We start from the raw sequence: 26,888 nt of genomic DNA on the forward strand, positions 1-26,888 counted from the left end.
TCTGGAATAAGTTAGGGCCAACCGACTGGTCAGTAGCGATGGGGTTTGCTGGGCAGGCAAAGGCCCGCACAAGCAACCCCCAGCAGAACCCATCCAGGAGGAGGTTCGGCCATGAGCAGGGTTTGGATAGCAGCTCTCTCGGGTTTCGCGCTTTGGGCGGGAAGCACAGCCTCCGCCCAAACCCTCCGCATCGGTGTGGTGGGGCCCATGGCCTTCGTACAAGGTGAGCACACCTGGCACGGGGCCACCCTGGCGGCGGAGGAGCTCAACCGGGCGGGCGGGGTGCTGGTGGGCAACCAGCGCTACCGGATTGAGTTGGTGCGGGTGGACACCAACGAGATGACCAGCGTCACCGATGCCGCCACCGCAGTGGAGAGGGCCATCACCGCCCAGCGGGTGGACTTCCTCATCGGGGGCTTCCGCAGCGAGGCGGTGCTGGCCATGACCGAGGTGGCCGCGGACTACAAGAAGCCCTTTATCATCACCGGGGCCGCCCTGGACGGCATCCTGGCCGGCCGGGTGGACCGCAACTACGAGCGCTTCAAGTACCTCTTCCGGGTGAGCCCCACCAAGTCCAGCGACCTGGCCCGTACCTCCCTCCTCCTCCTGGGGGAGGTGGTGCAGGCGGTGCGGCGGGACCTGAGGATTGAGCGGCCCAAGGTGGCCATCCTGGCGGAGCGGGCCGCCTGGGCGGACCCCCTGGTGGAGACCGCAAGCCGCCTCATCGCCGCCCCCCCGCCCCAGGGGTACGGGGCGGAGGTAGCGGGCACCTGGCGGCCCTCGGCCACGGCCACCGACGTGACCCCGGAGCTCACCGCCATCCAGCGGGCAGGGGCCCAGGTGATCTTCACCGTGCTCTCCGGCCCGGTGGGGGTGCCCTTCGGGCGGGATTGGGGCCGGCTCAAGATCCCCGCCGCCGCCGTGGGCATCAACGTGGAGGCCCAGCAGGAGACCTGGCTCAAGGCCACGGACAACCTGGGGGCCTACGTGGCCACCCTGAACACCCTGGCCCCGGCCGTGGCCATAAGCCCCAAGACCATCCCCTTCATCTCCAACTTTCAGGCCCGCTTCAAGCAGTTCCCCATCTACACCGCCAGCGGGGCCTACGGGGCGCTTTACATCCTGGCCGAGGCCCTGAACCGGGCGGGCACCACCGCCGCCGATGCGGTGGTGCGGGCCCTCGAGGCCACGGACTACACGGGTCCTGCGGGGCGCATCGTCTTTGACAAGACCCACGACGTCACCTGGGGGCCCGGGTACACCACCGGGCTTGGGGTGCAGTGGATCGGCGGGCGGATGCAGGCCTTCTGGCCCAGGCAGTGGCGGGTGGGGAACCAGACGGTGAGCTACGCGGGGGTGCAGCCCTACCAGCTTCCCCCCTGGGTGGTGGAGGCCTGGAGGCGGTAGATGCTTTCCGCCATCCTGGTCAACGGCCTGGTGCTGAGCGGCATCTACGGCATGCTGGCCCTGGGCTTCGCCCTCACCTACGGGGTGGCCCGCATCCTGAACCTGGCCCACACCGCCTTCTACATGGCGGCCGCCTACGGGCTCTTCTTCTTCCTGGGGCGGATGGGCTTTGCCCCTGCCGCCCTTTTGGCCTCCTTGCTGGTGCTCCTCATCGCCCTGGCGGCCTACAAGCTCCTCCTGGAACCCCTGAGGGAGCATGAGGCCACGGTCCTCATCGTCACCATCGCCCTGGCCCTCCTCCTGCAGGAGGTGGTGCTCCTCCTCTTCGGGGCCCACTTCCGCTCCGTGCCCGCCCTCCTGCCGGGGTTCGTGGAGGTGTTTGGGGTACGGGTGGCAGAGCAGGCCCTTCTGGCCCTCCTCTTCGCCGGGGTGGTCCTCCTCCTGGCCTGGGTCTTCCTGAAGGGGACGCGGCTTGGCCTGGGCATCCGGGCGGCGGCCCAGGACCAGGAGGCGGCGGAGCTGGTAGGCATCAGCCTCTCCCGGGCAGGGAACTGGGCGGTGGGGCTTGGGGGCCTCCTGGCCGCCTTGGCCGGGCTGGCGGTGGCCCCCATGGCCACCCTCGAGCCCCACATGTGGAACGCTCCCCTGCTGGTGGTCCTGGCGGCGGTGGTCCTAGGGGGGCTAGGGAGCCTGCCCGGAGCCCTCCTAGGAGCAGTGGTCCTGGCCTTCGCCGAGGTGATGGTGGTGAACCTGGTGCCGGGCGGGGCCTTTTTGCGCACGGCGGTGGCCCTCCTCATCCTGGTGCTGGTCCTGGTCTTCCGGCCCGAAGGGCTCTTCGGGACGGCCTTCGCGGAGGAGCGATGACGAGCCCCTTGCGCATCTGGTCCCTTCCCTGGACCCTGCGCTACCTAAGGCACGAGGTCCTGGCCCTTCCTGGGCGCACCGCGGCCCTCCTCTTCGTCCTCTTCCTCCTCCTCTTCCCCCTCTTCAGCCAGGACCCCTACCTCCTCAGGGTCCTCACCCTCACCGCCCTCTTCGCCCTTTACGCGGCGAGCTGGGACCTGCTTTCCGGGTATACCGGCCAGGTGAGCCTGGGGCACGCCTTCTTCTTTGGCCTGGCTGGCTACGCCTCCGCCATCCTGGGCCGGGAGCTGGGCCTTCCCCCGGCCCTCACCATCCCCTTGGGGGCGCTTCTCGCCACCCTGGCGGGGGTCCTGGTGGGCCTCCCCTCCCTGCGGCTTCGGGGGCCCTACCTCTCCCTGGTCACCCTGGCCTTCCCCATCATGGCCACGGGGCTCATCTTCCTCTTTCCCCGCTTCACCGGGGGGGAGCTGGGGCTTTCGGGCCTGCCCCGCCTGGGGCAGAGCCGGCTGGAGGAGTACTACCTGGTGGTGGGGATTTTCCTCCTTTCAGTCCTCTTCCTGTGGAAGCTGGCGGGCTCCAGGGTGGGCCTCTTCTTCCACGCCATCCGGGAGGACGAGGTGGCGGTGCGCATGGTGGGGGTGAACACCGTGCGCTACAAGCTCCTAGCCTTCGCAGTAAGCGCCTTCTTCGCGGGGCTGGCCGGGGGCCTGCACGCCCACTACCTCCGGGTGGCGGGGCCGGATAGCCTCTCCCTCTTCAACTCCATCCAGCCCGTAATCTGGTCGGTCTTCGGCGGCATCGCCACCATCTATGGTCCGGTGGCGGGGACCTTCCTCCTCTTTCCCTTCCTCGAGGCCCTGCGGGTGGCCGAGGAGCTCCGCATGCTGGCCTTCGCCCTCCTCATCCTCCTGGTCATGCGCTTCCTGCCCCAGGGGGTGGTCCGGGGGGCCTTGGAGCGGCTGGAGGAGGAGTGCCCCCGGTGCAAGGTGAAAAACGCCTTCACCCGTAAGGCCTGCCGGGCCTGCGGGGTGCCCATGCACCTGGAGACTAGGGAGGTCAAGCCATGACCCAGACCCTCTACTGGGAAAGGCCCTGGCTCCGCTTCTACCCCGCCGGGACCCCTGAGGGGGTGGAAGTACCCGGGGGAAGCGTGAGCGCCAGGGTGGCCGAGGCCTTCCATGCCAGGGCAAAAGAGGTGGCCCTCCTCTACTACGGCAGGGCCTACCGCTACGGGGAGCTTCTGGAGGGCATCCAGCGCTTTGCCGGGGGGCTTAGGGGCCTGGGGCTTAGGCCAGGGGACCGGGTGGGGCTCTATCTGGCCAATAGCCCCCAGTTCGCCCTGGCCTACCTGGGCGTCCTCTGGGCCGGGGGGGTGGTGGTGCCGGTGAGCCCCCTCTACACCTCCCACGAGCTCCGCCACCAGCTCACGGACTCGGGGGCCCGCTTCCTGGTGGTGCAGGACGCCCTCCTGGAAAACGCCCTGAAGGCGGGGGTAAGCCTGGAGGGGGTGATCGTGGCCTCCCCCAGGGAGGCCCTGCCCGCCTGGCAGCGGCTTTTCGTGCGCCCCCTCTCCGTGCCCAAGGGGCCGGGCATCCTCCCCTTTGCCCACCTCCTGCGGGCCGACCCCCTTCCCGTCCCGGAGGCCCGCACCGGGGAGGACCTGGCCGCCTTGCCCTACACGGGGGGGACCACGGGGCTCCCCAAGGGGGTGGAGATCACCCACGGCAACATCCTGGCCGCCCACCGCATGGTCCAGAGCCTGAACCCCTTCACCCAGGGGAACACCCTCCTGGCCTTCCTGCCCTTCTACCACATCTACGGCCAGGTGGTCCTCCTCCTGGGAGGGCTCCTTTCCGGGGCCCGGCTGGTGGTCTTCTCCACCCCGGACCCCGACTGGATCCTGGAGGCCATGGTGCGCTACCGGGCCACCCACTTCTTCGGGGTGCCCTCCCTCTACGAGGTCCTGCGGGACCACCCCAAGAGCCACTGGGTGGACTGGAGGCGGCTAGAGGTGGTGGTGAGCGGGGCCGACACCCTGCACGAGGCCACGGCGGAGGCCTTCGCCAGGCGCACGGGCCGGGAGATCGCCGAGGGGTACGGGATGACGGAGACCACCTCGGTGAGCCACATCAACCCCCGGGACCGGGTCAAGCGGGGTTCCTTCGGCATCCCCCTCCCCGGCATCCAGGCCCTGGTGGTGGACCCCGACACCCTGGAGCCGGTGCCCGTGGGGGAGGTGGGGGAGCTGGCCCTGGCCGGGCCCAACGTGACCCGGGGGTACTGGCGGCGGGAGGAGGAGAACGCCCGGAGCTTCTTTACCCAGGAGGGGGTGCGCTTCTTCCGCACTGGCGACCTGGTGCGCATGGACGAGGAGGGGTACTTCCACTTCTACGACCGGGCCAAGGACATGATCAAGTACAAGGGCCGTCCGGTCTTCCCCCGGGAGATTGAGGAGGCCCTGCGGGCCCACCCCCTGGTGAAGGCCGCGGGGGTGGTGGGGGTGCCCGACCCCAGGGTGGGGGCCTACCCCAAGGCCTACGTGGTCCTGGAGCCGGAGGCCCGGGGCAAGGTAACGGAGGAGGACCTCCTGGCCTTCTTAGCGGAGCGGCTTGCCCCCTACAAGCTCCCCAAGGAGATTGAGTTCCGGGGCGAGCTTCCCAAGACCGACGTGGGCAAGGTCTCCCGAAGGGAGCTCAGGGAGGAGGTGGAGGGTGGGGCTGCTTGAGGCCCAGGGGCTTTCCAAGCGCTTTGGGGGCCTCCAGGCCCTCTACAAGGTGGACCTAAGGGTGGAGGAGCGGGAAATCGTAGGCCTCATCGGCCCCAACGGGGCGGGCAAGACCACCCTATTGCGGCTTCTCCTGGGCATCCACCGCCCGGACGAGGGCCGGGTGGTCTTCAAGGGGCAGGAGATCACCCACCTGCCCACCTGGGAGCGGGTGGGGCTGGGCCTGGCCGCCACCTTCCAAAACCCCAGGCCCCTGCGGCGCCTGCCCGTGATCGCCAACGTGCTGGTGGCCGCCTACGGCCCCCGGGGAGGGCGGAAGGGGGACTGGGTGAAGCGGGCCGAGGCCCGGGCCCTGGACGCCCTGGAGTTCGTGGGCATCGCCGACAAGGCCAAGGAGCCCGCCTCGGTCCTCTCCCAAGGGGAACTGAAGCGGCTGGAGATCGCCCGGGCCCTGGCCACGGAGCCTGAACTCCTCATCCTGGACGAGCCCTTTGCCGGGCTGACCCCGGTGGAGACCGAGCTTCTGGCCAAGTCCTTGGCCCGCCTGAGGAAGGGGGGGCGGTTTGGCCGGCTCCACAGCGAGGGGTGCGCCATGGTGATCATTGAGCACAAGCTCTCGGAGCTCTTTAAGATCGCCGACCGGGTGGTGGTGCTCAACTTCGGCCAGGTGCTGGCCGAGGGGCGGCCGGAGGCCATAGCCCAAGACCCGCGGGTGATGGAGGCCTACCTGGGGGAGGGGGCCCATGCTTGAGGTGAAGGGACTTTCCCTGCTCTACGGCAAGGCCCAGATCCTCTTCGGGGTGGACCTGGAGGTGCGGGAGGGGGAGCTGGTCTGCCTGGTGGGGCCCAACGGGGCGGGCAAGACCAGCTTCCTCCGGGCCATCTCCGGGCTGGTGCGCCTCGAGGCCTGGCTCCACCGGGGCACCAAGGCGGGGGACATCCGGCTTATGGGGGAGGTGCGCTTCCTGGGCCAGCGGATAGACCCGCTCCTCCCCCACCAGATCGCCCGGCTGGGCCTGGTGCTCTGCCCGGAAAGGCGGCGCCCCTTCAAGGAGCTCACCGTGGAGGAAAACCTCCTGGCGGGAGGGCTTCTCCTGCCCAAGGGGGAGGTGAAGCGGCAGCTTAGCTTCGTCTACGAGCTCTTCCCCAGGTTGGCGGAAAGACGGGGGCAAAAGGCGGGCAACCTCTCCGGGGGGGAGCAGCAGATGCTGGCCATCGGCCGGGCCCTCATGGGCCGCCCCCGGCTTCTGGCCATTGACGAGCCCTCCACCGGCCTGGCCCCCAAGGTGCGGGCCCTGGTGTTTGAGCAAATCGCCCGCGTGCGCCAGGAGGGGATCACCGTGCTCCTGGTGGAGCAGGAGGCGGCCCGGGCCCTGGCCCTGGCCGACCGGGCCTACGTGCTCTCCAATGGCCGCCTGGTACGCCAGGGGCCGGCGGCAAACCTCCTAGAGGACCCCCAGTTCCAGCGCACCTACCTGGGCCTTTAGAAGACGGGGACCGGAGTGGGGTCCAGGAGGACCTCCAGGAGGAAAGGCCCCCGGGGAAGCCCCGCCAGGGCCTCCTCTAGCTCCGCCTGGGTGGCCACCCGCCGGGCCGCCACCCCGAAGGCCTGGGCCAGGAGGACGAAGTCCACCCCCGTGGGGGCCAGGCCCGGGACCTCCGCCCCCCGCCCCGGGTAGAGGCCCTCCGCCAGCCCCTTGAGGATGCCGTAGCCCCGGTTGTTGAGCACCACGAAGAGCACGTCCAGGCCCTCCGCCTGGGCGGTGTGGAGGGCCTGGGGGGCAAACAGGAAGGAGCCGTCCCCCACCAGGGCCGCCGCGGCCTCCCCCGCCAGGGCCGCTCCCACCGCTGCCGCCGGGGCGTAGCCTAGGCCCCCGCTGGCCGCGTGCAGGTACCCCCCCTCCCGCCTCAGGACCCGGCGGAAGGGGGGGCTTAGGGAGATGGCCTCGTCCACCAGGAAGCGGCCCGACAGGGCCTGGGCCAGCCGGGCCACCGCATAGAGGGGGTTCAGGCCCAAAGGCCCTTCAGCGGGGGGAAGGGAGGAGGGGGGCCTTGGGGAAAGCTCCCCTTCCCGGGGGGCTACCCCCCGGGCCAGGAGGCGGAGGGCCTGGGCCACGTCCCCCAGGTAGACCCCCTGGGCCTCGGCCTTGGCCGCCTCCCAGGGGTCATCGGTGAGGAGAAGGACCCGGGTGCCCTGGGGAACGGGGGAGGCCGGGGAGTAGGGGTAGCGGAGGAAGCAGGGGGCCCCCACCACCAGGACCAGGTCGTGGGGGGCCAGGAGGGCCTGGAGCCGGGCCGCCACCGGGGGCAATACCCCGCGGTAGAGGGGGTGGTGGGTGGGAAAGGGGTGCCGGGGGCTGATGGGGTCGGAAAAGACGGGGGCCTTGAGGGCCTCGGCCAGGGCCAGGGCGGCTCCCCGGGCCAAGGGGGTATCGGCCCCCGCCCCCAGGACCAGGGCCGGGCTTGCCGCCTGGGAAAGGGCTGCCAAAAGCTCCTCCAGGCCCTGGGGAGGGCCGGGGGGGTGCAGGGCTCTGAGCCTGGGGGGCGGGGCCTCCTCCTCCCAGAGGTCCATGGGGAAGACCACCACCACCGGCCCCTTGGGTGGGGTGAGGGCCAGGTGGTAGGCCCTCTCCAGGGCCTCGGGCACCTCCTCCGCCCGCTCCACGGGGAAAGCGGCCTTGACCACGGGGCGGGCCATCTCCACCAGGGGCCCGGCCAGTAGGGGCTCGTGGAAGAGGTGGCGCCGGTCCTGCTGGCCCACGGTGACCAGGAGGGGGGAATGGTTCTTCCAGGCGGTGTAGAGGGCCCCCATGGCGTTGCCCAGGCCAGGGGCCGCGTGGAGGTTCACCAGGGCCGGCCTACCGCCCGCCTGGGCGTAGCCGTCCGCCATGGCCACCACCACCCCCTCGTGGAGGCCCAGGATGTAGCGGGCGGTGGCCTCGAGGCCCAGGAGAAAGGGAAGCTCCGTGGAACCGGGGTTGCCGAAGACCAGGGAAAACCCCCGCTCCCGAAGCCAGAGGTGGGCACTCTCCCGCGCTTTCATCTGGCCCCCTAAGCCGGAGCGGCCCCGATGGTGCGCCCCCCGTCCACGAAGAGCACCTGCCCGGTGATGAAGCTGGACTCGTCCGAGACCAGGAAGAGGGCCGCCTGGGCCACCTCCAAGGGCTTCCCCGCCCGGCCCAAGGGCGTGGCGGCGATGGCCTTCTCCCGCACCTTCTCCGGCACCTTGGCCGTCATGCGCGTCTCAATGAACCCCGGGGCCAGGGCGTTCACCCGGATGCCAAACCGCCCCAGCTCCAGGGCCAGGGTGCGGGTGAGCCCCACCACCCCCGCCTTGGAGGCCACGTAGTTGGCCTGCCCCAGGTTCCCCAGGTACACCCGGGAGCTGGTGAGCACGATGGACCCCGGGTTCCGCTCCCGCATGGCCTCCGAGGCCGCCTGGGCCACCAGGAAGCTCCCCGTGAGGTTCACCCTGAGCACCGTTTCCCAGTCCTCCAGGGGCATCTTCCAGTGGAAGTTGTCCCGGGTGATGCCCGCGTAGTGCACCACCCCGTCCAGCCGGCCGAAGGCCTCCAGGGCCCGCCGGAAGCCCTCCGCCACCGAGGCGGGGTCGGCCACGTCCATGGGCAGGGCCAAGGCCCCCGTGGCCTCCGCCGCCTCCCCCAAGGGGCCTTCCTCCAGGTCGCAGGCCACAAGCCGCGCCCCTTCCTTGGCAAAAAGCTCCAGGGTGGCCCGGCCGATCCCGTGGGCCGCCCCCGTGATGAGCACCACCTTGTCCTTGAGCCGCATCCTACCCCCCTAGAGGGCGGTGGCCCCCCCGTCCACGGGCAAGACCACCCCGGTGATGTAGTCCGAGGCCGGGCTACAGAGGAAGAGCACCGCCCCCCCGAGCTCTCCCGGCTGCCCGGGGCGGCCTAAGGGGAGGGTGGCCTTCAGGTACGCCTCCGCCCGGGGGAGGACCTTCTCCGTCATGCGGGTGGGGAAAAAGCCTGGGGCCAGGGCGTTCACCCTAATCCCCCACCTGCCCCACTTCACCGCCAGGTCCCGGGTGAGGGCAACAAGCCCCCCCTTGGAGGCGGAGTAGCCCACGGCGTCCAGCACCTCGGGGAACTCCCCCTTGAGCCCGGCCACGGAGGCGATGTGCAAAATCTTGCCGTAGCCCCGCTCCTTCATGCGCCGGGCCGCGGCCCGGCTGGCCAGGAAGGCCCCCACCAGGTTCACCTCCAAGACCTCCCGCACCTTCTCCGTGGGCATCTCCAGGCTGGGGGCCCCCCAGCTGATGCCGGCGGCGTTCACCAGGATGGAAAGGGGGCCAAGCTCCCGCTCCACCTGCTCCACCACCCCCTCCACCCGGGCCTCGTCCCGCACGTCCCCCTCCAGGTAGAGGGCTTCCCCCAGGGCCCTCTGGGCCTCCTCAAAGAAGCTAGCCCGCCGGGCCAGGACCGCCACCTTGGCCCCCGCCTCCTTGAGGGCTAAGGCGGCCTCGAGGCCAAGCCCCCGGGAACCCCCCGTCACCAAGGCCACCTTTCCATCCAGGCGAAACTGTTCCAGGTACACGTCAATCTCCTCCTCGCCGGATCATGGTCACGAACTCCCCCTCCTGCACCACCTCGCCCCGCTGGTTCAGCACCCGCACCCGCTGCACCACCACCCCCCGGTCGGGCTTGGAGGTCTCGTGCTTCTCCAGGATCTCGCTTTCCCCCCGCACGGTGTCCCCGATGAAGACGGGCTTCAGGAACTTGTAGTTGCGGATCTCCATCCAGGCGATCACCGTACCCTCAAAGTGCCCCGAGCGCTGCCGCAGGCCGGTGAGCATGGAAAGCACCAGAAGCCCATGGGCGATGCGCTGGCCGAAGGGGGTGGTCTTGGCGAACTCCGCGTCGGTGTGGATGGGGTTGTAGTCCCCCGAGACGCCGGCGAAGTTCACCACGTCCGCCTCCGTCACCGTACGGGCTGGGGTCTGGAACCGCTGGCCGACCTGGAAGTCCTCAAAGTACATGGGCATCACGCCACCTCCTTGCCACCAAACCCCGGGGGAAGCCCCGGGGGTCCCACGATGGAACGGCCCCCGTCCACGAAAAGGGCCTGGCCGGTGATGAAGCTGGCCTCATCGGAGAGGAGAAAAAGCGCCGCCTGGGCCACCTCCAAAGGCCGCCCCGGGCGCTTTAGGGGGGAGGCCTCCACCTCCTGGGCCCAGGACCACTCGGGAAGCCCCGCGGTCATGCGGGTCTCAATGAGGCCGGGTACCAGGGCGTTCACCCGGATTCCCTTCCGGGCCAGCTCCAGGGCCAGGGTGCGCACCAGGCCCACCACCCCCATCTTGCTGGCCGCGTAATGGGCCACGCCCAAGGCCCCTAGGGCGGCCACAGAGCTGGTGAGGACCAGGCTTCCTTCCGTCATCACCTCCCCTGCCTTTTTGGCCACCAGGAAGCTTCCCGTGAGGTTGACCCTGAGGACCTCCTCCCACTCCTCCAGGGGCATCTTCCAGAGGAGGCGGGAACGCGCCACCCCGGCGAAGTGGGCCACCCCGTCCAGGCGGCCGAACTCCTCCAGGGCCTCGGCAAAGGCGGCCTCTACCCCCTGGGGGTCGGCCACGTCCGCGGGGATGGCCAGGGCTTCCACGTCCAGGGAGCCCACCGCTTCCGCCAGGGGCTCGGCCTCGAGGTCCACCCCCACCAGCCTGGCCCCCTCCTTTGCGAAGAACTCCAAGGCCGCCCGCCCAATCCCATGGGCCGCCCCCGTGACCAGGATGACCTTGCCCTCTAGCCGTCCCATCAGCGCACCAGGCTGGCGTAGACCGCGGTGCGGAAGAGCTGGGCGTAGTAGGCCCGCCCCCCAGGGTTCTGCATCATCCAGACCGCCACCAATCGCTCCTTGGGGTCCACGAAGAAGCTGGTGCCAAAGAGGCCCCCCCAGTTGTACTCCCCCGCGCTCCCCATGAGGGGGCTACCCCCATCCGCCAGGCGCACCGCCACTCCCAGGCCAAACCCGTAGCCAGGCCCCGGTAGGTAGGGAGCCCCTCGCTGGAGGGAGGGGAGGTAGAGGGGGCCCAGGTGGTCCGCGGTCATGAGAGCCACGCTCTTGGGGGAAAGGATGCGCCTGCCCTCCAGCTCCCCCCCGTTCAGGAGGGCCTGGAGGAAGCGGAAGTAATCCAGAGCTGTGGACACCGCCCCCGCTCCGCCGGAAAAGCGCTTGGGGGTCTCCCGCACGTTGAGGGCCTGAGGGGTGGGGCTTCGGGTAAAGGGGTCGGTGGCAAAGGGCTCGGCAATCCGGCCCCACTTCTCCCGCGGTACCTGGAAACCCGTATCCCCCATACCCAAGGGGCGGAAGATGCGCTCCTCCAGGAGTTCAGCTAGGCTCCGGCCCGTGACCCGCTCCAGAAGATGACCCAGGAGGTCGGTGGCGTTGCTGTACTCCCAGACCGTGCCTGGCTGGAACTGCAGGGGAAGGCGGGCCAGCTTGCCCACGAACTCCTCCGCCGTCTGGTCTATGGCATCCGCCCCTACCCGGCGGTACTCCTGCTTGACCAGAGAGTCAAAGAAGATGCCGTAGGTGAACCCCGAGGTGTGGCGGAGGAGGTCGTAAAGGGTGATGGGCCGCTGGGCCGGCACCAGTTCCAAGGTGGTCCGGCCCTCCGCCGTCCGCTCCACCCCTACCCGCACCTCGCGGAACTCGGGAAGGTAAAGGGCGATGGGGTCGGTGAGGAAGAGCCGCCCCTCCTCCGCCAGGCTCAAGGCCAGGACCGAGGTGAGGGGCTTGGTCATGGAGTAGATGCGGAAGATGGCCTCCCGGGTCATGGGGGTGCGGGCCTGGGGGTCCAGGTATCCCACGGCCTCGTGGTAGACCACCTGGCCGTTTCTGGCCACCAGGAAGACCGCCCCAGGAAGCCTACCCTGGGCCACCTCCACCTCGAGGCGAGCCTTGAAGGCGGCAAGCCGCCCCAAGTCCACCCCCTCCTGGACCTGGGCCAAGGCCGCCGTGAGCCCCAGGAGCAGGAATCCCAACCCTCTGACCAAAATCCGCATTCCCTACCACCTCCCTCAGGCAAACCCTTTCATCCCCGTGAGGTGCGCCCCGATGATGAGCCTTTGCACCTCGCTGGTGCCCTCGTAAAGGGTGAGGATGCGGGCGTCGCGGTAGAGCCTCGCCACCTCGTACTCCTCCAGGAAGCCGTAGCCCCCGTGGACCTGGATGGCCCGGTAGGCCACCCGGTTGGCGGCCTCGGAGGCGTAGAGCTTGGCCAGGCTGGCCTCCAGGGTGTACCGCTCCCCCTTCTGCTTCTTCCAGGCCGCCTGGTAGGTGAGGAGGCGGCTGGCCTCGAGGTCCAGCTTCATCTCCGCCAGGTGGCTCTGGATGAGCTGGAAGGAGGCCACAGGACGGCCAAACTGCTCCCGCTCCCGGGCATACCGCAGGGAGAGGTCCAAGGCCCGCTGCATGAGCCCCACCGCCCCCGCCGCCAGGGAGATGCGCCCGGTGTCCAGGGTGGCCATGGCGATGCGGAAGCCCTCCCCCTCCCGCCCCAGCACCCGGTCCCTGGGCACCCGCACCCCGTCCAGGAAGACCACCCCGGTGTCCGCCGCCCGGAGGCCCAGCTTGCCCTTCAGGGGCTGGGTCCTCACCCCGTCCCCCCGCTCCACCAAAAAGCAGGTGATGCCCCGGGCCCCGGCCTCGGGGTCGGTCTTGGCGAAGATGAGGAAGACCTCCGCCACGTTGGCGTGGGAGATGAAGGTCTTCTGCCCCTCCAGCACGTAGAACTCCCCGTCCCGATGGGCCCTGGTCCGAAGGCTTGCCGCATCCGAGCCCGAACCCGGCTCCGTGAGGCCAAAGGCCCCCAGAACTTCGCCTCGGGCCAGCCTGGGAACGTAGCGCCGCCGCTGCGCCTCGCTACCAAAGGTGAGGAGAGGGGTGAGGACCAGGCTCTGCTGCACGGAGAGGATGGAGCGGAGGGAGGAGGCCCCCCCAAGCTCCTCCAGGAGGGCGATGTAGGCCCAAAAGTCCAGCCCTGCCCCCCCGAGCTCCTCAGGGACGAAAACCCCCAAAAACCCCAGCTCCGCCATCCGCTCCACCAGGGGCCAGGGAAAGGCCTCCTTGCCCTCGTACTCCCAAAGGACGGGCCGGGCCTCTTCCAAAAACCGACGGGCCAACTCGCGGATTTCCCTGTGCTCAGGCACTTCCATCCTCAAGCCCCCTCAGGATCAGGTCAAAGTACCCCCGGGCCACCTCCTCGGCCCGCAAGGGTCCCCCGGGGTGGAACCAGCGGATCATCCAGTTGAGCATGGAGAGCACCGCCCGCCCCGCCAGGGCCACGTCCACGGGGCGGAAGACCCCCTGGGCCACCCCCCGCCGCAGGATTTCCCGCAGGTTGGCCTCGTGGCGGTCCCGGAGGGCCACGGTCCTGGCCCGGTTTTCCGGGGAGAGGCTTTTGATGCCCTGGAGCAGGGTGACGAAAAAGGCATAGTTCTCCTCAAAGTAGCGGGCGTGGGCCTCCATGAAGCGCAGGAGGGCCTCCTTGGGGTCCTCCACCCGCAAGGCCCCTTCCCCCGCCCGCAGGAGGCCCTCCAGGGCCAGAAGGCTCACCTCAAAGAGGATTTCCTCCTTGCTGCGGAAGTGGTGGTACAAGGCCGCCTTGGAAAGCCCCAGGGCCTGGGCGATGTCCTGAACGCTGGTGGCCTCATAGCCCTTCTCGGTGAAAAGCCTTGCAGCCTCCTCCAGGATGCAGTCGCGGGTGGTGGTTACCATAGCTCACCGACCGGTCGGTAAGCACACAATACCGCCATCCCCCTTCCCCCGTCAAGCTCTTCGCAGGCTTGTCCTCCTCCTGAACCAGATCCAGCCGGTGGCTCCCAGGAGAAGGGGCAAGGCCAGGAGGCTGGTAAGCGTTTCGGGCAGGGCAAGAAGGATGCCCCCTACGACGTAAAGGGGACGGCTCCACAAGGGCAGATGGCCCAGTCCCCAAAGGTAGCCCTCGAGGCCCGCCACCAACAACAGGATGCCCACCGCAGCCAAGGCCAAGTGGTAGGCCACCGAAGCCAGGCTGTCCTGAAGGATCAGAGCTGGCTCAAAGAGGAAGAAAAAGGGGATGAAATAAATCGCCAGGCCTAACTTGACCGCCTCCCAGCTTGCCCCCATAGGGTGAGCCCCTGCCAAACGCGCCGCCAGAAATGCCGCCACCGCTACAGGCGGTGTAATGGCGGAAAGCATCGACCAATAGGCGATGAAAAGGTGCACCCCCAGGGGAACAAACTCCCCCAAACGCACCAAAGCAGGGGCTAGGGTTACAGCTAGGAGTATGTAGGCGGCCACCATTACTCCAGCCATCCCCAGAAGAAAAGCAATGAGCACCCCAACCAGAAGAACCAAATAGAGGTTGGCCTGGCCCGTCTGCACCAAGGCCCCGGTGAGCGCAGGGGCCACACCGGTACCCATGAGGCCAGCCAGGATGAGGCCCACGGGCAGAATGAGGGCAAGCGTCTGGCTGATGAGGGAGGCAGAGGCGACGATCCCTTGGTGCAAGTCCCTAAGACGCACCTGTCCCCGAAGGAGCAAAAGGAGGAAAAGGGCGCCGAGGGCGTAAAAGGGAGCTAGGCGCTCCAAGCGCAGGTAGAGCAGGGCGAAGACCAGGAAACCCAGGACCACGACGAAGGGCAACCCTTCCCGCAGACTATGCCCCAGGGGCGGCAACTCCCCAGGCGAAAGCCCCTTTAGGCCATGCTTGGCCGCGTAGAGGTCCACATGGGCAAAGAGGGAGAGGTAGTAGAGGAAAGAGGGGATGACCGCCGCAACCACCACCTGGCCGTAAGGGACACCCAGGAGGCTAGCCATGACAAAGGCCACCGCACCCATGACTGGAGGCATGAGCACGCCCCCTGTGGAGGCACAGGCCTCCACGCCCGCGGCATAGGCCCGGGGAAACCCCGAGCGGATCATGGTGGGAATAGTGAGCGTCCCCGTGCTGGCCACGTTGGAAAGGATGCTACCGCTTAAACTGCCAAAGAAAGCGCTGGCCACCACGCTCACCTTGGCCGCTCCACCCCGCGTCCAGCCGAAAAGGGCGGAGGCCACCTGGAGGAAGACCTGGCCGGCGCCCATGGCTACCAAAAAGGCCGCTAGAACCAGGAAACCGATGAGAAGTTCCCCTACCGTGCGCACGGGCAGACCCAAAAGGCCTTGAGGGGAGTACAGGGCATAGCCCAAGACCTCCCTCCACGAAAGGGGTGGACCCCATAGGAACCCCGGCATATAGGGGGCGAGGAGCGGATAGGCCGCTAGAAGAACTGTCACCACGACAAAGCCCACACCCCCTACCCGCCTTGCTCCCTCCAAGACCGCAAGGAGCAAAAAGACAGCAGCCGCCAGTTGCCAAAGGGCCTGGGGGTTGGTCCAAGGGCTTAACACCATGGCCGGGCCGTGCCAGGCCAGGAGGACCCCTATCCCCAGGGTGCCTAGACCCAGAAGATAGTCGTACCAACCGGGCCGGCGGTCGGCAGCCCGGGCAGGAAAAAGGAGAAAAGTCAGGGGAAGAAAGAGGGCCAGGAGAAGCCAGTAATAGCTGAAGTCCAAGAGGGCCCTTCCTGTGAGTGGGCTACCGAAGAAGTAATAGGCCACCAGGCCCAGGCCCAGCACCGAGGCCAAGACTACCCAGCCCTTGGCCCAGGCAGGAAGCACACCCCAACGACCTTCCATCCCCATGGCTTAGGGTCTCCAGGCCTCGGAAAAGCGGGGTACACGGTTTTGCTCCAAGAATCCCCGCCAGAACTGTTGCCAAGCCGAGTTAGCGGGATCCACGGGAATACGGCGGGGCTTAGCCACTTCTGCCGCCCGCTCGTAAAGGGTAGCGTACTGATCTGCCAGGCGCAGCGTGGCCTGTTGCTTGCGTTCCATCTCCGGGGTCCAAAGGCCCTTTTCCTTCAGGTAACGGACGGTACCTGGGTGCCAAGGGACAGCCATGTTCTCCGCAATGAACTTGAGGCTTTCCAAAGATTGGAACCGGGCCAGGGCATGTTTTTCACGGTAGAGGGCGAGGTTCTCGTCCCACCATTTGACCAGGTGATAAACCAGCCCCTCGTCCACATCCGCGCGCGTGTAGTAAACGCTAGGGATGACAAACATGCGCACGTTACGGGCAGACTGCACCCCTATGTCGGCTGGACGCACCAGGTTGAGAAGGGGATAGGCCCGTTGCCAACGCGTCAAGCAGGTACGATCCTCCTGAGGGGTGGGAACGGACAGCCAGCGGATCCCCCGAGGGTTGCCCTCCACTTCCACGTTTACGTCCGAGACAGGGGAGGTGAAGGCGATATCGGCTCCGCCCTCTGCGATGACCCGGGAATTGGCGCTGTAGTTGGCCACCGGAACCAGCCGCATCTGCTCCCGGGTAAGGCCACGGCAAAGCAAAAGCCCATCCAGAATGCGGTGGAAATAGGAAAAGGGAGGCCAGGCTATCCTCACTCCAGGACCAACATCCTGAACCCTGCGGTAGGGTGTATCACCCCGGGTCATGAGGCCCCAAGGGGTTAGAATCGCAGGATAAACTACCCGAAGAGGGCCAGGACGGTATCCAGGTTCCCCATCCAGAGCCTCAACCATTACAGTAAGGGGTGCGGAGGTGAACTCCACCCGTCGCTCAAAGAGCCAGGCGGTGATGGAGGGTGTGGCCCCCGGGGAGACGCGAACTTGGACACCCGTGGCCGCTGTGAACTCGGCCGACCAGGCCACTAGGAGAGAGTAGCCAGTGGTTCCCACCTCCGTGGAGCCAAAGAGGATTTGGCGAGGCCAGCGGAAATCCCCTTGGGCTAAAGCGGGCAAGGCCAAAAAAACACCTAGGAACCAAAGCTTCCTAAGCATCCCTACCTCCTTGCCGACCGGGCCACTAAGGCCACCTGGGGCTAGGATTGCACAGGGGATGGATTCCCCACTGACCGGTCGGTAAGCCCACGATACCCTTATTCCGACATCCTCGTCAAGCTGATCGAGGCCTAAAGGCCCCCAACAAGGCTCCAGACCCAGCGAGTCCAAACCCCAACTTCCCCTTTGTGAGGGGCTAGCGCGCAGGACCCTCTCCTCCTCAAAGGAATGCAGGTATGGGCTAGACTCTGAGGCGATGCGCCTCATCGGGGTTGCCACCCAGTTCCGCCTGGGGGAGGGTGTCCCAAGGGCAAGGTTTTGGGGGGTGCTGGAGCCCTATTTGGAAGCCCTCTCCTCCCAGGGCCTGGCCCACGTCCTCCTGCCTCCCCAGCCAAGGGAAGCCCTGGAACGGATTCTCTCCCATCTGGACGGCCTCCTCCTGCCCGGGGGTGGGGACCTGGACCCCGCCCTTTATGGGGAAGAGCCCCACCCCAGCCTAGGGGAGGTAAGCCCGGAACGGGATGACCACGAGCTGTTCCTGGCCCGGTATGCGGCGGAGCGAGGGCTTCCCACCCTAGGGGTCTGCCGGGGCCTGCAGGTGATGAACGTGGCCCTGGGGGGGACGCTTTACCAGGACCTCGAGGCCCAGGGCCTAAAGGGCGTGCAACACTACCAGAAAAGCCCCCCTCCCGCCCTGGCCCACACCCTGCAGCAGGTGGAGCAAAGCCCCCTGAGCAACCTCTTCCCCGAGGGCTTCCGCGTCAACTCCTACCACCACCAGGGGGTCAAGACCTTGGGCCGGGGGCTAAGGCCCCTGGCGGTGGCCCCAGACGGCCTGGTGGAGGCGGTGGCCCTGGAGGGGCATCCCCTCTTCCTGGGGGTACAGTGGCACCCGGAGCTTTTGAGGGGGCATCATCCCCTTTTTGGCCTCTTGCGAGCCTAGCTTTCACCGTCCCAGAGGTTTTCCAGTAAATCCCCTTCCCGCAGCACCTCCCACCCCTCCCCCGTCCAGAGGAGCTCCTTGGGCCTAGGGGTGTCCAGGTAGGTGAGGGCCATGCTCCCCCCGTAGGCCCCAGCCTGGAGGATGGCCAGGGCATCCCCCTCCTGGGGTATGGGAAGACGCACGCCCCGGGCCAGCACGTCCCCCGCCTCGCAGGCCGGGCCTGCCAGGTCAAACTCCCCTTCCGCTTGGGAAGCGTAGAGGGGCAGGACCGGGTGGCGGGCCCCATACAGGGCGGGGCGGAGCAGGGTGGTCATCCCCCCGTCCAGGAGGAGGTACCGCCGCCGTGTTTCCTTGGTGCCCACCACCCGGACCACCAGCACCCCCGCCTCGGCCAGGAGGAAGCGGCCAGGCTCCAGCCAGACCTGGGCGCCGTACAGGCGGGCAAGCGCCTGCATGGGGTGGGAGAGGGCCTTTAGGTCAAGCCCCAGGCCAAACCCACCCCCCAGGTCCAGCACCGCCACCGGCCCCACCTGGGGTAAAAGCCTCTCCAGTACCCGATACCCCTGGAGGAAGTCCTCCACCCTCTCCAAGGCCGAACCCAGGTGCAGGTGAAGGCCCAAAAACCCAAGCCCCCTCTCCCGCAAGGCCCGCACAAGCCCCGGCACCGCCTCAGGCAGGACGCCAAACTGGCTCTCCCCGCGGCCCGTGGCCAGGTGGCTGTGGGTGTGGACGGGCAGGTCCGGGTTCACCCGCAGGAGGAGCTGGGCCTTGGGCAGGTGGCGGGCCACCCGCAAAAGGTCCCCCTCGGAGTCCAGGACCACCACCGGCGGACGTTCCCGCAGGGCCAAAAGGGCCTCTACGGGTTTTACCGGACCATTCCAGACCACTTCCTCGGGCCCAAACCCCGCCCGGTAGGCCCGCAAAACCTCCCCCAAGGAGACCGCCTCCGCCCCCAAGCCCAAGCTCCGAAGGCGGCGAAGCAGGCCCAAACGCGGGTTGGCCTTCAGGGCATAGAAGAGGCGGGCAAAGGGGAAAGCCCGCCGCATGCGGGCCACCTGGGCCACCACCCGGGTCCAGTCGTAGGCGTAAAAGGGGGTGGGCTGGTCCGGAAGGAGAGCGTGCAGGGCCTGTAAAAAATCGGGGTTCAGGGAAGCCTCCATCCCTTTAGCCTAGGCTAAAGGGGATGAGTGAGGTCCTGGAAGGCCGCCTCCTCCTGGCCCAGGGCTGGATCAGGGGCCGGATTTACTTTGGAGAGCGCATTAAAGCCCTGGAGGAAGCCCCCGTGGAAGGCCCCCTCATCCTCCCCGGCTTCCTGGACCTCCACGTGCACGGGGGCGGGGGGCACGAGGTGATGGCCGGAAGGGAGGGGGTGGAGGGCACCACAGCTTTCCACCTCCGCCACGGCACCACCGGCCTCCTCCCCACCCCCCTCACCGCCCCCCTCCCCCACCTGGAAAGGGCCCTCCTGGGCATCCGGGAGGCCATGGCAGGCCCCCTGGGAGAGGCCATCCTGGGGGCCCACCTGGAAGGCCCCTTCCTCAACCCCAAGCGCCTGGGAGCCCAGCCCCCCTTCCCCCTCCCGCCAGACCAGGAGGTGGCCCAGCACCTCCTCTCCCTGGCCCCCGTGCGCGTCCTCACCCTGGCCCCCGAGCTCCCCGGGGCCCTGGGGCTCATCCGCTTCCTGGCCCAAAGGGGGGTCAGGGTGCAGCTGGGCCACACCGCGGCCACCTACAGCGAGGCCCTGGCCGCCCTGGAGGCGGGGGCCTCGGGCTTCACCCACCTCTACAACGCCATGACCGGGCTGCACCACCGGGAGCCCGGGGTGGTGGGCCTGGCCCTGGAGCGGGGGATGTGGGCGGAGCTCATTCCCGACGGCCTCCACGTGCACCCCGCCGCCCTCCGGCTGGCCCTGAAGGCCATCCCCGGGCTCTACTTCGTCAGCGACGCGGTGGCGGCCGCGGGGATGCCGGACGGGGAGTATCCCCTGGGGGGGCACCGGGTGGCCAAGCGGGGGGAGGGGGTGTGGCTGGGGGCTTCCTTAGCGGGGAGCGTCCTCACCCTGGACGAGGCCCTGCGGCGGCTGGTGGCCTGGGGGGTGCCCCTGGAGGAGGCGGCCTGGCGGATGAGCCTCTACCCGGCCCGCTACCTGGGCCTTTCCGACCGGGGGGAGATTGCCGTGGGGAAGCGGGCGGACCTGGTGGTGTTGGACGAAGGGCTCAGGGTCCAGGCGGTCTACCTAGGGGGGAACCGGGTGGGGTAGGCCCTGGCCCAGCTTAAAGGGGCGGCACAAACCGCCCGTCCACCGCCGTCCACCCCCCGTCCACCAGGAAGAGGGTGCCCGTGACGTAGCTGGCGGCCGGGGAGGCCAGGTAGACCACGGCCATGGCCACCTCCTCCGGCCTCCCCCAGCGGCCTAGGGCAGTCTTTTCCGCATAGGCCCGGTACCAGTCGGGGTGGGCCTTGATGGGGGCGGTGAGGGGGGTCTCAATGGGCCCCGGGGCCACGGCGTTGGCCCGTACCCCATAGGGCCCAAGCTCCGCCGCCAGGGCGCGGATGAGCTGGAGAATCCCCGCCTTGGTGGCGGCGTAGACCCCCTGGCCCGGCTCCACCACCAGGGCCCGGATGGAGGCAAAGGCGATGAGGCTACCCCCACCCTGGGCCCGCATGGCCCTGCCCCCGGCCTGGAGGAGGCGGAGGGTGCCTTTCAGGTTCAGGTCCACCACCCGATCCACCTCCTCCTCCGTGTAGTCCAAGAGGGGCTTGCGCACGTTGATGGCCGGGGTGGAAACCAGGGTGTCCAGGCGGCCGTGGGCCTGCACCACCCCTTCCACCAGTCGGGCCGCGGCCTCCTTGTCCCTGAGGTCCAGGGGGTGGGTCTCCGCCTGGCCTCCAGCCCCCAGGAGGGCCTTTGAGGCCTCCCCCGACACCTCCCAGTCTACCAGCACCACCTTGGCTCCGAAGGCGGCCAAAACCTCAGCCAAGGCCCTGCCAATCCCCGAGGCTGTCGCCACCGAATGTTGGCTGATCCCAAGGTGGTGTGCAGCAACGCCAATCCCAGCACTCAAGCGCGTGCAAACATCACAGCCAGGGGTCAGCGTCCCTGGTAAAGTACGGAGCGATGGCCCAGCCCGAAATCCGAGCCGAGATCGAACGGGCCAGGACCCACCTGGCTCGAGGGGAGCCGCTTCGGGCCTTGAGGGTTCTTGACCAAACCTCCTGGGCCGACCTGCACTGGCCGGAGTACTGGCAGCTACGGGCGGAGGCTTTCTTGAGCCTGGGCGAGTTCCGCCACGCGGCCAGCAGCGCCCGAGAGGGCCTGACCGACACCCCAGACCACCTACCCCTGTTGCAGCTCTACACCCAGGCCCTCCTCGAGCTCAAGCAGTGGGATAGGGCCCAGGAAACCCTGGCCCAGGCCTTAGAGCTCTACCCCCACGACTCCAGGCTGCAAGAGCTGGCCCAACAGCTCAAAGAAGGCCTGAAAGCAGGGCCAGAAGCAACCCCTATACCGCGTAAATCCCCCCGCCGGCCCGACCCCGCCCGGCCTGCACCTCCTGAGGGCTGGCTGGTGCCCCTTGTGCTGCTGCTGCTGGCCGCTGGGGTCACGGTCTTTTGGTTATGGCGATACCTGTATTCGTAACGGATTTGCACACGCGAAAAAGTTAGACTTTGGGCATGCACAACCCGATTGGCTCGAGCGAACGGGATTCGGCCCAGTTCAAGCAGAACAAGGACAGCTGGGTGCGGCGCATCGCTGAGTTTCAGGACACCCTGAGCCAGATTCGCCAGGGCGGCGGGCCCAAGGCCATCGAGCGCCAGCACGCCAGGGGGCGGCTCACCGCCCGCGAGCGCATCGCCCGCCTGGTGGACCCCGGCACCCTACCGGAGGAACTCTTCAGCTACGCCGGCTGGCAGATGTACCCCGAGTGGGGGGGAGCACCCGGGGGTGGGGTGGTGACGGCCATCGGGCAAATTGCCGGGCGGGACTGGATGATTATCGCCAACGACGCCACCGTCAAGGCCGGGGCCTTCTTCCCCATCACGGCCAAGAAGGTGATCCGGGCCCAGACCATCGCCCTGGAGAACCGGCTGCCCACGGTCTACCTGGTGGACTCCGCCGGGGTTTTCCTGCCCCTACAGGATGAGGTTTTTCCCGACCAAGACGATTTTGGCCGCATCTTCTACCTGAACGCCCGCATGTCGGCTTTGGGGATTCCCCAAATCTCGGCCATCATGGGCAACTGCGTGGCCGGAGGGGCCTACCTGCCCCTCATGACCGATGCCCTCATCATGACCGAGGGGTCCGGGCTCTACCTGGCCGGGCCCGCTTTGGTCAAGGCGGCCATCGGCCAGGAGGTGAGCTCGGAGGCGCTGGGCGGGGCCCGGATGCACGCCGAGGTCTCGGGCAGCGTGGACTTCTACGAGCCCTCGGACGAGGCGGCCATCGAGCGCATCCGCAGCCTGGCCGCACTCTATGCCAGGCCCACGCTGGCCCCCTGGGCCCAGGAGCGCGCCCCATCAGCCCCTCCCATCTACCCCTCCGAAGACCTCTACGGCCTGGTCTCGCCCGATGGCAGCAAGCCCTACGACGTGCGGGCGGTGATCGCCCGGCTGGTGGATGGCTCGGTCTTCCATGAGTTCAAGGCCGCCTACGGCCAGACCCTGGTCTGCGGCTACGCCCGGCTGGGAGGGTTTCCGGTGGGAATAGTGGCCAACCAGCGGCTCATCATCAAGAAGCCGGGGCGGATCGAGGTAGGGGGGGTCATCTATGCCGAGGCCGCGGACAAGGCAGCCCGCTTCATCCTCGAGGTCAACCAGCGCTTCATCCCCCTCCTGTTCCTGATGGATGTGAGCGGCTTCATGGTGGGGCGGGAGTCGGAGGAGGCGGGCATCATCCGCCGGGGGGCCAAAATGGTCAACGCGGTGGCCAACTCGGTGGTGCCCAAGATTACCCTTATCCTCGGCGGCTCCTTTGGGGCGGGCAACTACGCCATGGCCGGCAAGGCCTATGCCCCGCGCTTCATCTATGCCTGGCCCTCGGCCCAGTACGCCGTCATGAGCGGCAACGCCGCGGCCAAAACCCTGATGGAAATCGAGCTATCCAAGCTCGAGCGGGAGGGGAAAAAACCCAGCGAAGAGGACCTGCTGGCCCTTTACGAGCAGATCAAGGACCGCTACGAGGAGACCCTCGACCCCCGCTACGCCGCCGCACGGCTTTGGGTGGACGAGGTTATCTTCCCCCACGAAACCCGCCAGCGGCTCATCCGCAGCCTCGAGGTCTGCGCCCTCAACCCGGAGCGCGAGACCATGCGGGTCGGGGTCTTCCAGGTTTAGAAGGGCACCACCGAATCGGTCTCCTGCGCCCCGCCCCCGCTCTTGGGGTAGCTGAGGAGCACCTCGCGGTCGGGTACCAGCCGGACCCGCAGCCAGTCCAGCCCCTCCAAAGCCGGAAGGGCCTCCTCCGCCGCCCGCACCCCGCGGGCCTCCACCAAAGCCCATCCCCCGGGCCCCCGCACCTTGAGCTGCACCGGGAGGAGCCCCGTGTGCTCGTCCAGCCGGCTCCTCAAGTCGAGCAGCCGCTCCTCGTCCACCAGGGCCAGGTCGACCTCGAGCTCCAGCACCTTAGGCAGACCCTCCAGCTCGTGGTAGGGGTAGACCTCCTGGGCCACCACCCGCAGGCTCTCCCCCTCGCCATCCGGCTCCACCTCGGCCACCACCAGCACCGCGGCGTCCTCGCTTAGCCGGGGCGAGATGCGCTCGTAGGCCCGGCCAAAGGCCACCACCTCGACAGCCCCGGTCTCGTCGGCCAGGGTGAAGCGCACCAGCATCCCCCCGGACTTGGTGGGCTTGCGCTGGATGCCCTCCACCATCCCGGCCAGAAGCAGCCGCACCTGGCTGCGCTCCCCCTTGAGCTCGCTATAAACCTGGGGCAGCTCCTCGATGGTGCAGCTCGCCGCCTCCCGCAGCCCCGCGTAGCGCGAGAGGGGGTGGCCGGTGACGTAGATGCCCAAAGCCTCCTTCTCCATCCTGAGCTGGGTGAGGGCGTCCAGCCGGGGGCCTTCGGGCAGGGGGGGTTCCTGCGGCTCGCCAAACAGGCCCACCATGCCCGAGTGGGCCCGCTCCCGCTCGGCCTGGGCCCACTTCAGGAGGTCGTCCAGCGCGGCCAGCATGGGGCCCCGGGGGCCAAAGGCGTCGAAGGCCCCGGCCTTGATTAAGGACTCCGCCACCCGCTTGTTGGCCACGGTGCCATCGAGCCGTCTGAGGAAGTCGGCCAGCGACCTGAAGGGCCCCCCGCGCTCCCGCTCCTCCAGGATGAGGCGGGTGGGGGTCTCGCCCACGTTTTTCACCGCCGAAAGCCCGAAAAGCACGCCCTTCTCCAGGGCACGGAAGCTGAAGCCCGAGCGGTTGATGTCGGGCGGCAAAACCTCTACCCCGGCCGCCCGGGCCGCCCGGATGTACTCGGCCACCTTGTCCGAGTCGTGGCGCTCCACCGTCAGCAGGGCAGCGAAAAACTCCACCGGGAAGTGGGCCTTCACATAGGCGGTCTGGTAGGTGAGCAGGGCATAGGCCGCCGCGTGGCTCTTGTTGAAGCCGTAGTTGGCGAAGGCCTCGAGCAGGTCGAAAAGCCGGTCGGCCTCCTCAGGAGGAATGCCCCTCTCCGCCGCGCCCGCCTTGAACTGGGCCCGGTGCTTGACCATTTCCTCCATCTTCTTCTTGCCCATGGCCCGCCGCAGCAGGTCGGCCTCGCCCAGGCTGTACCCGGCCACCGCGGTGGCAATCTGCATAATCTGCTCCTGGTACACAGGAATCCCGTAGGTCTCCTCCAGGATGGGCCTTATGTACTTCTCGGCGTGGGGGAACTGCGGGTAGCTCACCTCCTCGCGCCCGTGGTGGCGGCGGATGTAGGTGGGGATGTTCTCCATGGGGCCAGGGCGGTACAGGGCCCCCAGGGCGATGATGTCGTGGATGCGGCGGGGCTTGATGCCCCGCACCGCGTTGGTCATCCCCGCCGAGTCGAGCTGAAAGATGCCCTTGGTCTCGCCCCGGCCCAAAAGCTCGAAGGTCTTGGCATCGTCCAGGGGCAGGGTATCGAAGTCCAGGTCGATTCCCTTGGACTCCCGTACGATGCGGCGGCACTCCTCGAGCTGCGATAGAGCGCGCAGGGCCAGGAAGTCCATCTTCAAGAAGCCCAGGGCCTCCACCGAGTTCATGTCGTACTGGGTGACCTTGGCCCCGGTATCCCCTGCCCGCATCAGGGGGATGTAGTCCTGCAGGGGCACATCGGCGATGACCACCCCGGCTGCGTGAACGCTGGACTGGCGCGAAAGGCCCTCGAGCCGCTGGGCCACCTCCAGCACCCGCCGCACCAGCGGGTCCTTCTCCATCTCGGCCCGAAGGTCGGGCACCGCTTCGATGGCCTTCTCCAGCGGCATGGGCTTGCCGAAGATGACCGGGATGAGCTTGGCCAGCTCATCGGCCCGCCTCACCGGCAGGCCAAAAACCCGCGCAGCGTCCTTGATGGCGGCCCGGGCCGCGATGGTGCCAAAGGTGCCAATCTGGGCCACCTTATCGTCGCCGTAGCGGGAGCGCACATACTCAATCACCTCACCCCGCCGCACATCCGAGAAGTCGGTGTCGATGTCGGGCATGGAGACCCGGGCCGGGTTCAAAAAGCGCTCGAAAAGCAGGTTGTAGGCCAGCGGGTCCACGTTGGTGATGCGGGTGGCGTAGCAGACCAGACTGCCCGCTGCCGAACCCCGCCCCGGCCCCACCGAGATGCCCGCCTCCTTGGCCCAGTTGATGTAGTCGCTCACCACCAGAAGGTAGCCCGGGAAGCCCATCCGCTCGATTACCGTGAGCTCGTAGACCGCCCGCGCCAGAATGGCCCAGCCGTCCCATTCCTTCACCTGCCCCAGCTCGGGCAGATGGGCCCGGGCCGCCTCCAGGTCCTCCAGGCGGGCCAGCTCGAGGGCCAGCACCTCCCCATCCCCATGGGGCACCGGCCGCCCCAGCCGGCGAAGAAACTCGCGGTAGAGCTCCGGGGTCACCCGGTCGGGGTAGCGCTTCAGCAGCCCGCTGAAGGTCAGCTCGCGCAGGTAGACCGCCTCGGTGCGCCCCTCGGGCAGGGGGTACTTGGGGATGCGGTACTGCACCTTCTTGGGCACCAGCTCCACCTCGCACATCCGCCCAATGCGAAGGGTGTTGTCGAAGAGCTCCTCGAAGCGGCTTCCCCAAAGCTCGCTCTCCTTGGCAAAGGCCTGGCGCATCTCCTCCGGGGTCTTGACGTAGAACTCATCGCAGGGAAACTTCCAGCGGTCGGGGTCCTCCCAGGTGCTTTTGGACTGCACCGCCAGCACCACCGCGTGGGCCTCCGCGTCCTCCTTTCGCACATAATGGCCGTCGTTGGTGGCCACCAGCCCCAGACCGTACTTGTCGGCCAGCTCCTTCAGGACCCGATTCACCTTGCGCTGCTCGGGCAGCCCGTGGTCCTGCACCTCGATGAAGTAGCGCTCCGGGCCAAAGATGGAGAGGTACTCCAGAAGGCGCCTTTCGGCCTCCTCGTAGCGCTCCTGGAGGATAAACTGGGGAATCTCGGCCCCTAAGCAGCCCGAAAGCACGATGAGGCCCGCGTTGTGCTCCCGCAGAATCTCGCGGTCAATGCGCGGCTTGCCGTAAAAACCCTCCAGATAGGCCCGGCTCGCCAGGCGCGAGAGGTTGCGGTAGCCCTCCATATCCTTGGCCAGCAGGGTAAGGTGAAAATACCCCCCATCCAGCCCCTTCCCCTGCTTGCGGTCGAAGCGGCTCTCGGCGGCCACGTAGGCCTCGTAGCCGATGATGGGCTTGACCCCCATCGCGGTGGCCAGCTTGTAGAACTGCACCGCCCCAAAGAGGTTGCCATGGTCGGTCATGGCCAGCATGGGTTCCTCGGGAGAGACCTGCTTGACCCATCGCAGCAGGTCCTCGAGGCGGGCCGCCCCATCCAGCAAGCTGAACTGGGTGTGCTGGTGCAGGTGGGCAAAACAGCAGGCATGGGAAGGGTGGGCATCGCTTCGCATTACGCGCCCATCATAACCCGGCCGGCCTCGTCTTTGCTAAAATCATCCG

General features: G+C 68.0%; 23 protein-coding genes. 10 read left to right on the forward strand and 13 right to left on the reverse strand.

The genetic code is table 11. The features are described from left to right. Positions 1-111: 111 nt before the first annotated feature. The 6 genes from DV704_RS08995 to DV704_RS09020 are packed head-to-tail and all read left to right on the forward strand — an operon-like array spanning position 112 to position 6,483. Positions 112-1,407 (forward strand): ABC transporter substrate-binding protein, encoded by a 1,296-nt coding sequence (locus DV704_RS08995; RefSeq protein WP_199489969.1) that lies wholly within the window; start codon positions 112-114, stop codon positions 1,405-1,407. Next, entirely contained in the window at positions 1,408-2,271 is an 864-nt protein-coding gene (locus DV704_RS09000) for a branched-chain amino acid ABC transporter permease (protein ID WP_114799245.1), read from the forward strand. After that, positions 2,268-3,338 (forward strand): branched-chain amino acid ABC transporter permease, encoded by a 1,071-nt coding sequence (locus tag DV704_RS09005; protein ID WP_114799246.1) that lies wholly within the window; start codon positions 2,268-2,270, stop codon positions 3,336-3,338. Before DV704_RS09000 ends, DV704_RS09005 begins: the two co-directional genes overlap by 4 nt. Beyond that, positions 3,335-4,996: an AMP-binding protein gene (locus DV704_RS09010; RefSeq protein WP_114799247.1), complete on the forward strand. Its 1,662-nt coding sequence runs from the start codon at positions 3,335-3,337 to the stop codon at positions 4,994-4,996. Before DV704_RS09005 ends, DV704_RS09010 begins: the two co-directional genes overlap by 4 nt. Next, positions 4,983-5,747, forward strand: coding sequence for an ABC transporter ATP-binding protein (locus DV704_RS09015; RefSeq protein ID WP_114799248.1), 765 nt, complete (start codon positions 4,983-4,985; stop codon positions 5,745-5,747). The genes DV704_RS09010 and DV704_RS09015 overlap by 14 nt, the downstream gene beginning before the upstream one ends. After that, the gene (locus DV704_RS09020) at positions 5,740-6,483 is read left to right on the forward strand and encodes an ABC transporter ATP-binding protein (RefSeq protein WP_114799249.1); all 744 of its coding nucleotides are present in this window, start codon (positions 5,740-5,742) and stop codon (positions 6,481-6,483) included. Before DV704_RS09015 ends, DV704_RS09020 begins: the two co-directional genes overlap by 8 nt. Here the strand turns inward: DV704_RS09020 and DV704_RS09025 are convergent. From DV704_RS09025 to DV704_RS12490, 10 genes are read right to left on the reverse strand one after another with little or no spacing between them, the layout of a single operon-like run. Continuing rightward, a complete protein-coding gene (locus DV704_RS09025) occupies positions 6,480-8,039 on the reverse strand; it encodes a thiamine pyrophosphate-binding protein (protein ID WP_114799250.1) in 1,560 nt (519 codons plus the stop codon). The genes DV704_RS09020 and DV704_RS09025 overlap by 4 nt on opposite strands. An 8-nt stretch (positions 8,040-8,047) precedes the next feature. Beyond that, a complete protein-coding gene (locus DV704_RS09030) occupies positions 8,048-8,785 on the reverse strand; it encodes an SDR family oxidoreductase (protein ID WP_114799251.1) in 738 nt (245 codons plus the stop codon). 9 nt (positions 8,786-8,794) lie between these two features. Then, positions 8,795-9,553, reverse strand: coding sequence for an SDR family oxidoreductase (locus tag DV704_RS09035; RefSeq protein WP_114799252.1), 759 nt, complete (start codon positions 9,551-9,553; stop codon positions 8,795-8,797). Between the two features lies 1 nt (position 9,554). Continuing rightward, on the reverse strand, positions 9,555-10,001 hold the full coding sequence (locus DV704_RS09040) for a MaoC/PaaZ C-terminal domain-containing protein (protein ID WP_114799253.1): 447 nt from the start codon (positions 9,999-10,001) through the stop codon (positions 9,555-9,557). Continuing rightward, complete coding sequence (locus DV704_RS09045) at positions 10,001-10,771, reverse strand: SDR family NAD(P)-dependent oxidoreductase (RefSeq protein ID WP_114799254.1); 771 nt, start codon at positions 10,769-10,771, stop codon at positions 10,001-10,003. The genes DV704_RS09040 and DV704_RS09045 overlap by 1 nt, the downstream gene beginning before the upstream one ends. Continuing rightward, a complete protein-coding gene (locus DV704_RS09050) occupies positions 10,771-12,021 on the reverse strand; it encodes a serine hydrolase (RefSeq protein WP_114799255.1) in 1,251 nt (416 codons plus the stop codon). The genes DV704_RS09045 and DV704_RS09050 overlap by 1 nt, the downstream gene beginning before the upstream one ends. Positions 12,022-12,036: 15 nt before the next feature. Further along, entirely contained in the window at positions 12,037-13,173 is a 1,137-nt protein-coding gene (locus DV704_RS09055; RefSeq protein ID WP_114799256.1) for an acyl-CoA dehydrogenase family protein, read from the reverse strand. Then, on the reverse strand, positions 13,160-13,735 hold the full coding sequence (locus DV704_RS09060) for a TetR/AcrR family transcriptional regulator (protein WP_114799257.1): 576 nt from the start codon (positions 13,733-13,735) through the stop codon (positions 13,160-13,162). Before DV704_RS09060 ends, DV704_RS09055 begins: the two co-directional genes overlap by 14 nt. A 51-nt stretch (positions 13,736-13,786) precedes the next feature. Beyond that, on the reverse strand, positions 13,787-15,661 hold the full coding sequence (locus tag DV704_RS09065; RefSeq protein ID WP_233498313.1) for a TRAP transporter fused permease subunit: 1,875 nt from the start codon (positions 15,659-15,661) through the stop codon (positions 13,787-13,789). A 27-nt stretch (positions 15,662-15,688) separates the two neighbouring features. After that, positions 15,689-17,107 (reverse strand): TAXI family TRAP transporter solute-binding subunit, encoded by a 1,419-nt coding sequence (locus tag DV704_RS12490; protein ID WP_369911145.1) that lies wholly within the window; start codon positions 17,105-17,107, stop codon positions 15,689-15,691. Between DV704_RS12490 and DV704_RS09075 the strand changes: the two genes are divergently transcribed. Next, positions 17,097-17,783, forward strand: coding sequence for a gamma-glutamyl-gamma-aminobutyrate hydrolase family protein (locus DV704_RS09075; RefSeq protein ID WP_114799260.1), 687 nt, complete (start codon positions 17,097-17,099; stop codon positions 17,781-17,783). The genes DV704_RS12490 and DV704_RS09075 overlap by 11 nt on opposite strands. Here DV704_RS09075 and DV704_RS09080 read toward each other — a convergent pair. Further along, complete coding sequence (locus tag DV704_RS09080; protein WP_114799261.1) at positions 17,780-18,943, reverse strand: diaminopimelate decarboxylase; 1,164 nt, start codon at positions 18,941-18,943, stop codon at positions 17,780-17,782. The two genes, DV704_RS09075 and DV704_RS09080, sit on opposite strands and share 4 nt — an antisense overlap. Positions 18,944-18,966: 23 nt before the next feature. Between DV704_RS09080 and nagA the strand changes: the two genes are divergently transcribed. Beyond that, positions 18,967-20,043 carry an N-acetylglucosamine-6-phosphate deacetylase gene (gene nagA, locus DV704_RS09085; RefSeq protein ID WP_114799262.1) on the forward strand — a complete coding sequence of 359 codons (1,077 nt, stop codon included), beginning with the start codon at positions 18,967-18,969 and terminating at the stop codon, positions 20,041-20,043. A 13-nt stretch (positions 20,044-20,056) separates the two neighbouring features. On the opposite strand, the gene DV704_RS09090 is transcribed toward nagA, so the two are convergent. Beyond that, positions 20,057-20,794, reverse strand: a complete 738-nt coding sequence (locus DV704_RS09090; RefSeq protein WP_233498315.1) for an SDR family NAD(P)-dependent oxidoreductase — start codon at positions 20,792-20,794, stop codon at positions 20,057-20,059. Between the two features lie 107 nt (positions 20,795-20,901). On the opposite strand from DV704_RS09090, the gene DV704_RS09095 reads away from it, so the two are divergent. Both DV704_RS09095 and DV704_RS09100 read left to right on the forward strand, forming a co-directional pair. Beyond that, on the forward strand, positions 20,902-21,423 hold the full coding sequence (locus tag DV704_RS09095) for a M48 family metallopeptidase (protein WP_114799263.1): 522 nt from the start codon (positions 20,902-20,904) through the stop codon (positions 21,421-21,423). Positions 21,424-21,458: 35 nt separating this feature from the next. Further along, positions 21,459-23,117 (forward strand): acyl-CoA carboxylase subunit beta, encoded by a 1,659-nt coding sequence (locus tag DV704_RS09100; RefSeq protein ID WP_114799264.1) that lies wholly within the window; start codon positions 21,459-21,461, stop codon positions 23,115-23,117. Here DV704_RS09100 and dnaE read toward each other — a convergent pair. Continuing rightward, positions 23,114-26,839 carry a DNA polymerase III subunit alpha gene (gene dnaE / locus DV704_RS09105; protein ID WP_114799265.1) on the reverse strand — a complete coding sequence of 1,242 codons (3,726 nt, stop codon included), beginning with the start codon at positions 26,837-26,839 and terminating at the stop codon, positions 23,114-23,116. The genes DV704_RS09100 and dnaE overlap by 4 nt on opposite strands. Positions 26,840-26,888: the final 49 nt, after the last annotated feature.

The sequence above is a fragment of the Meiothermus sp. QL-1 genome, from assembly GCF_003351145.1.
Classification (GTDB): Bacteria; Deinococcota; Deinococci; order Deinococcales; family Thermaceae; genus Meiothermus.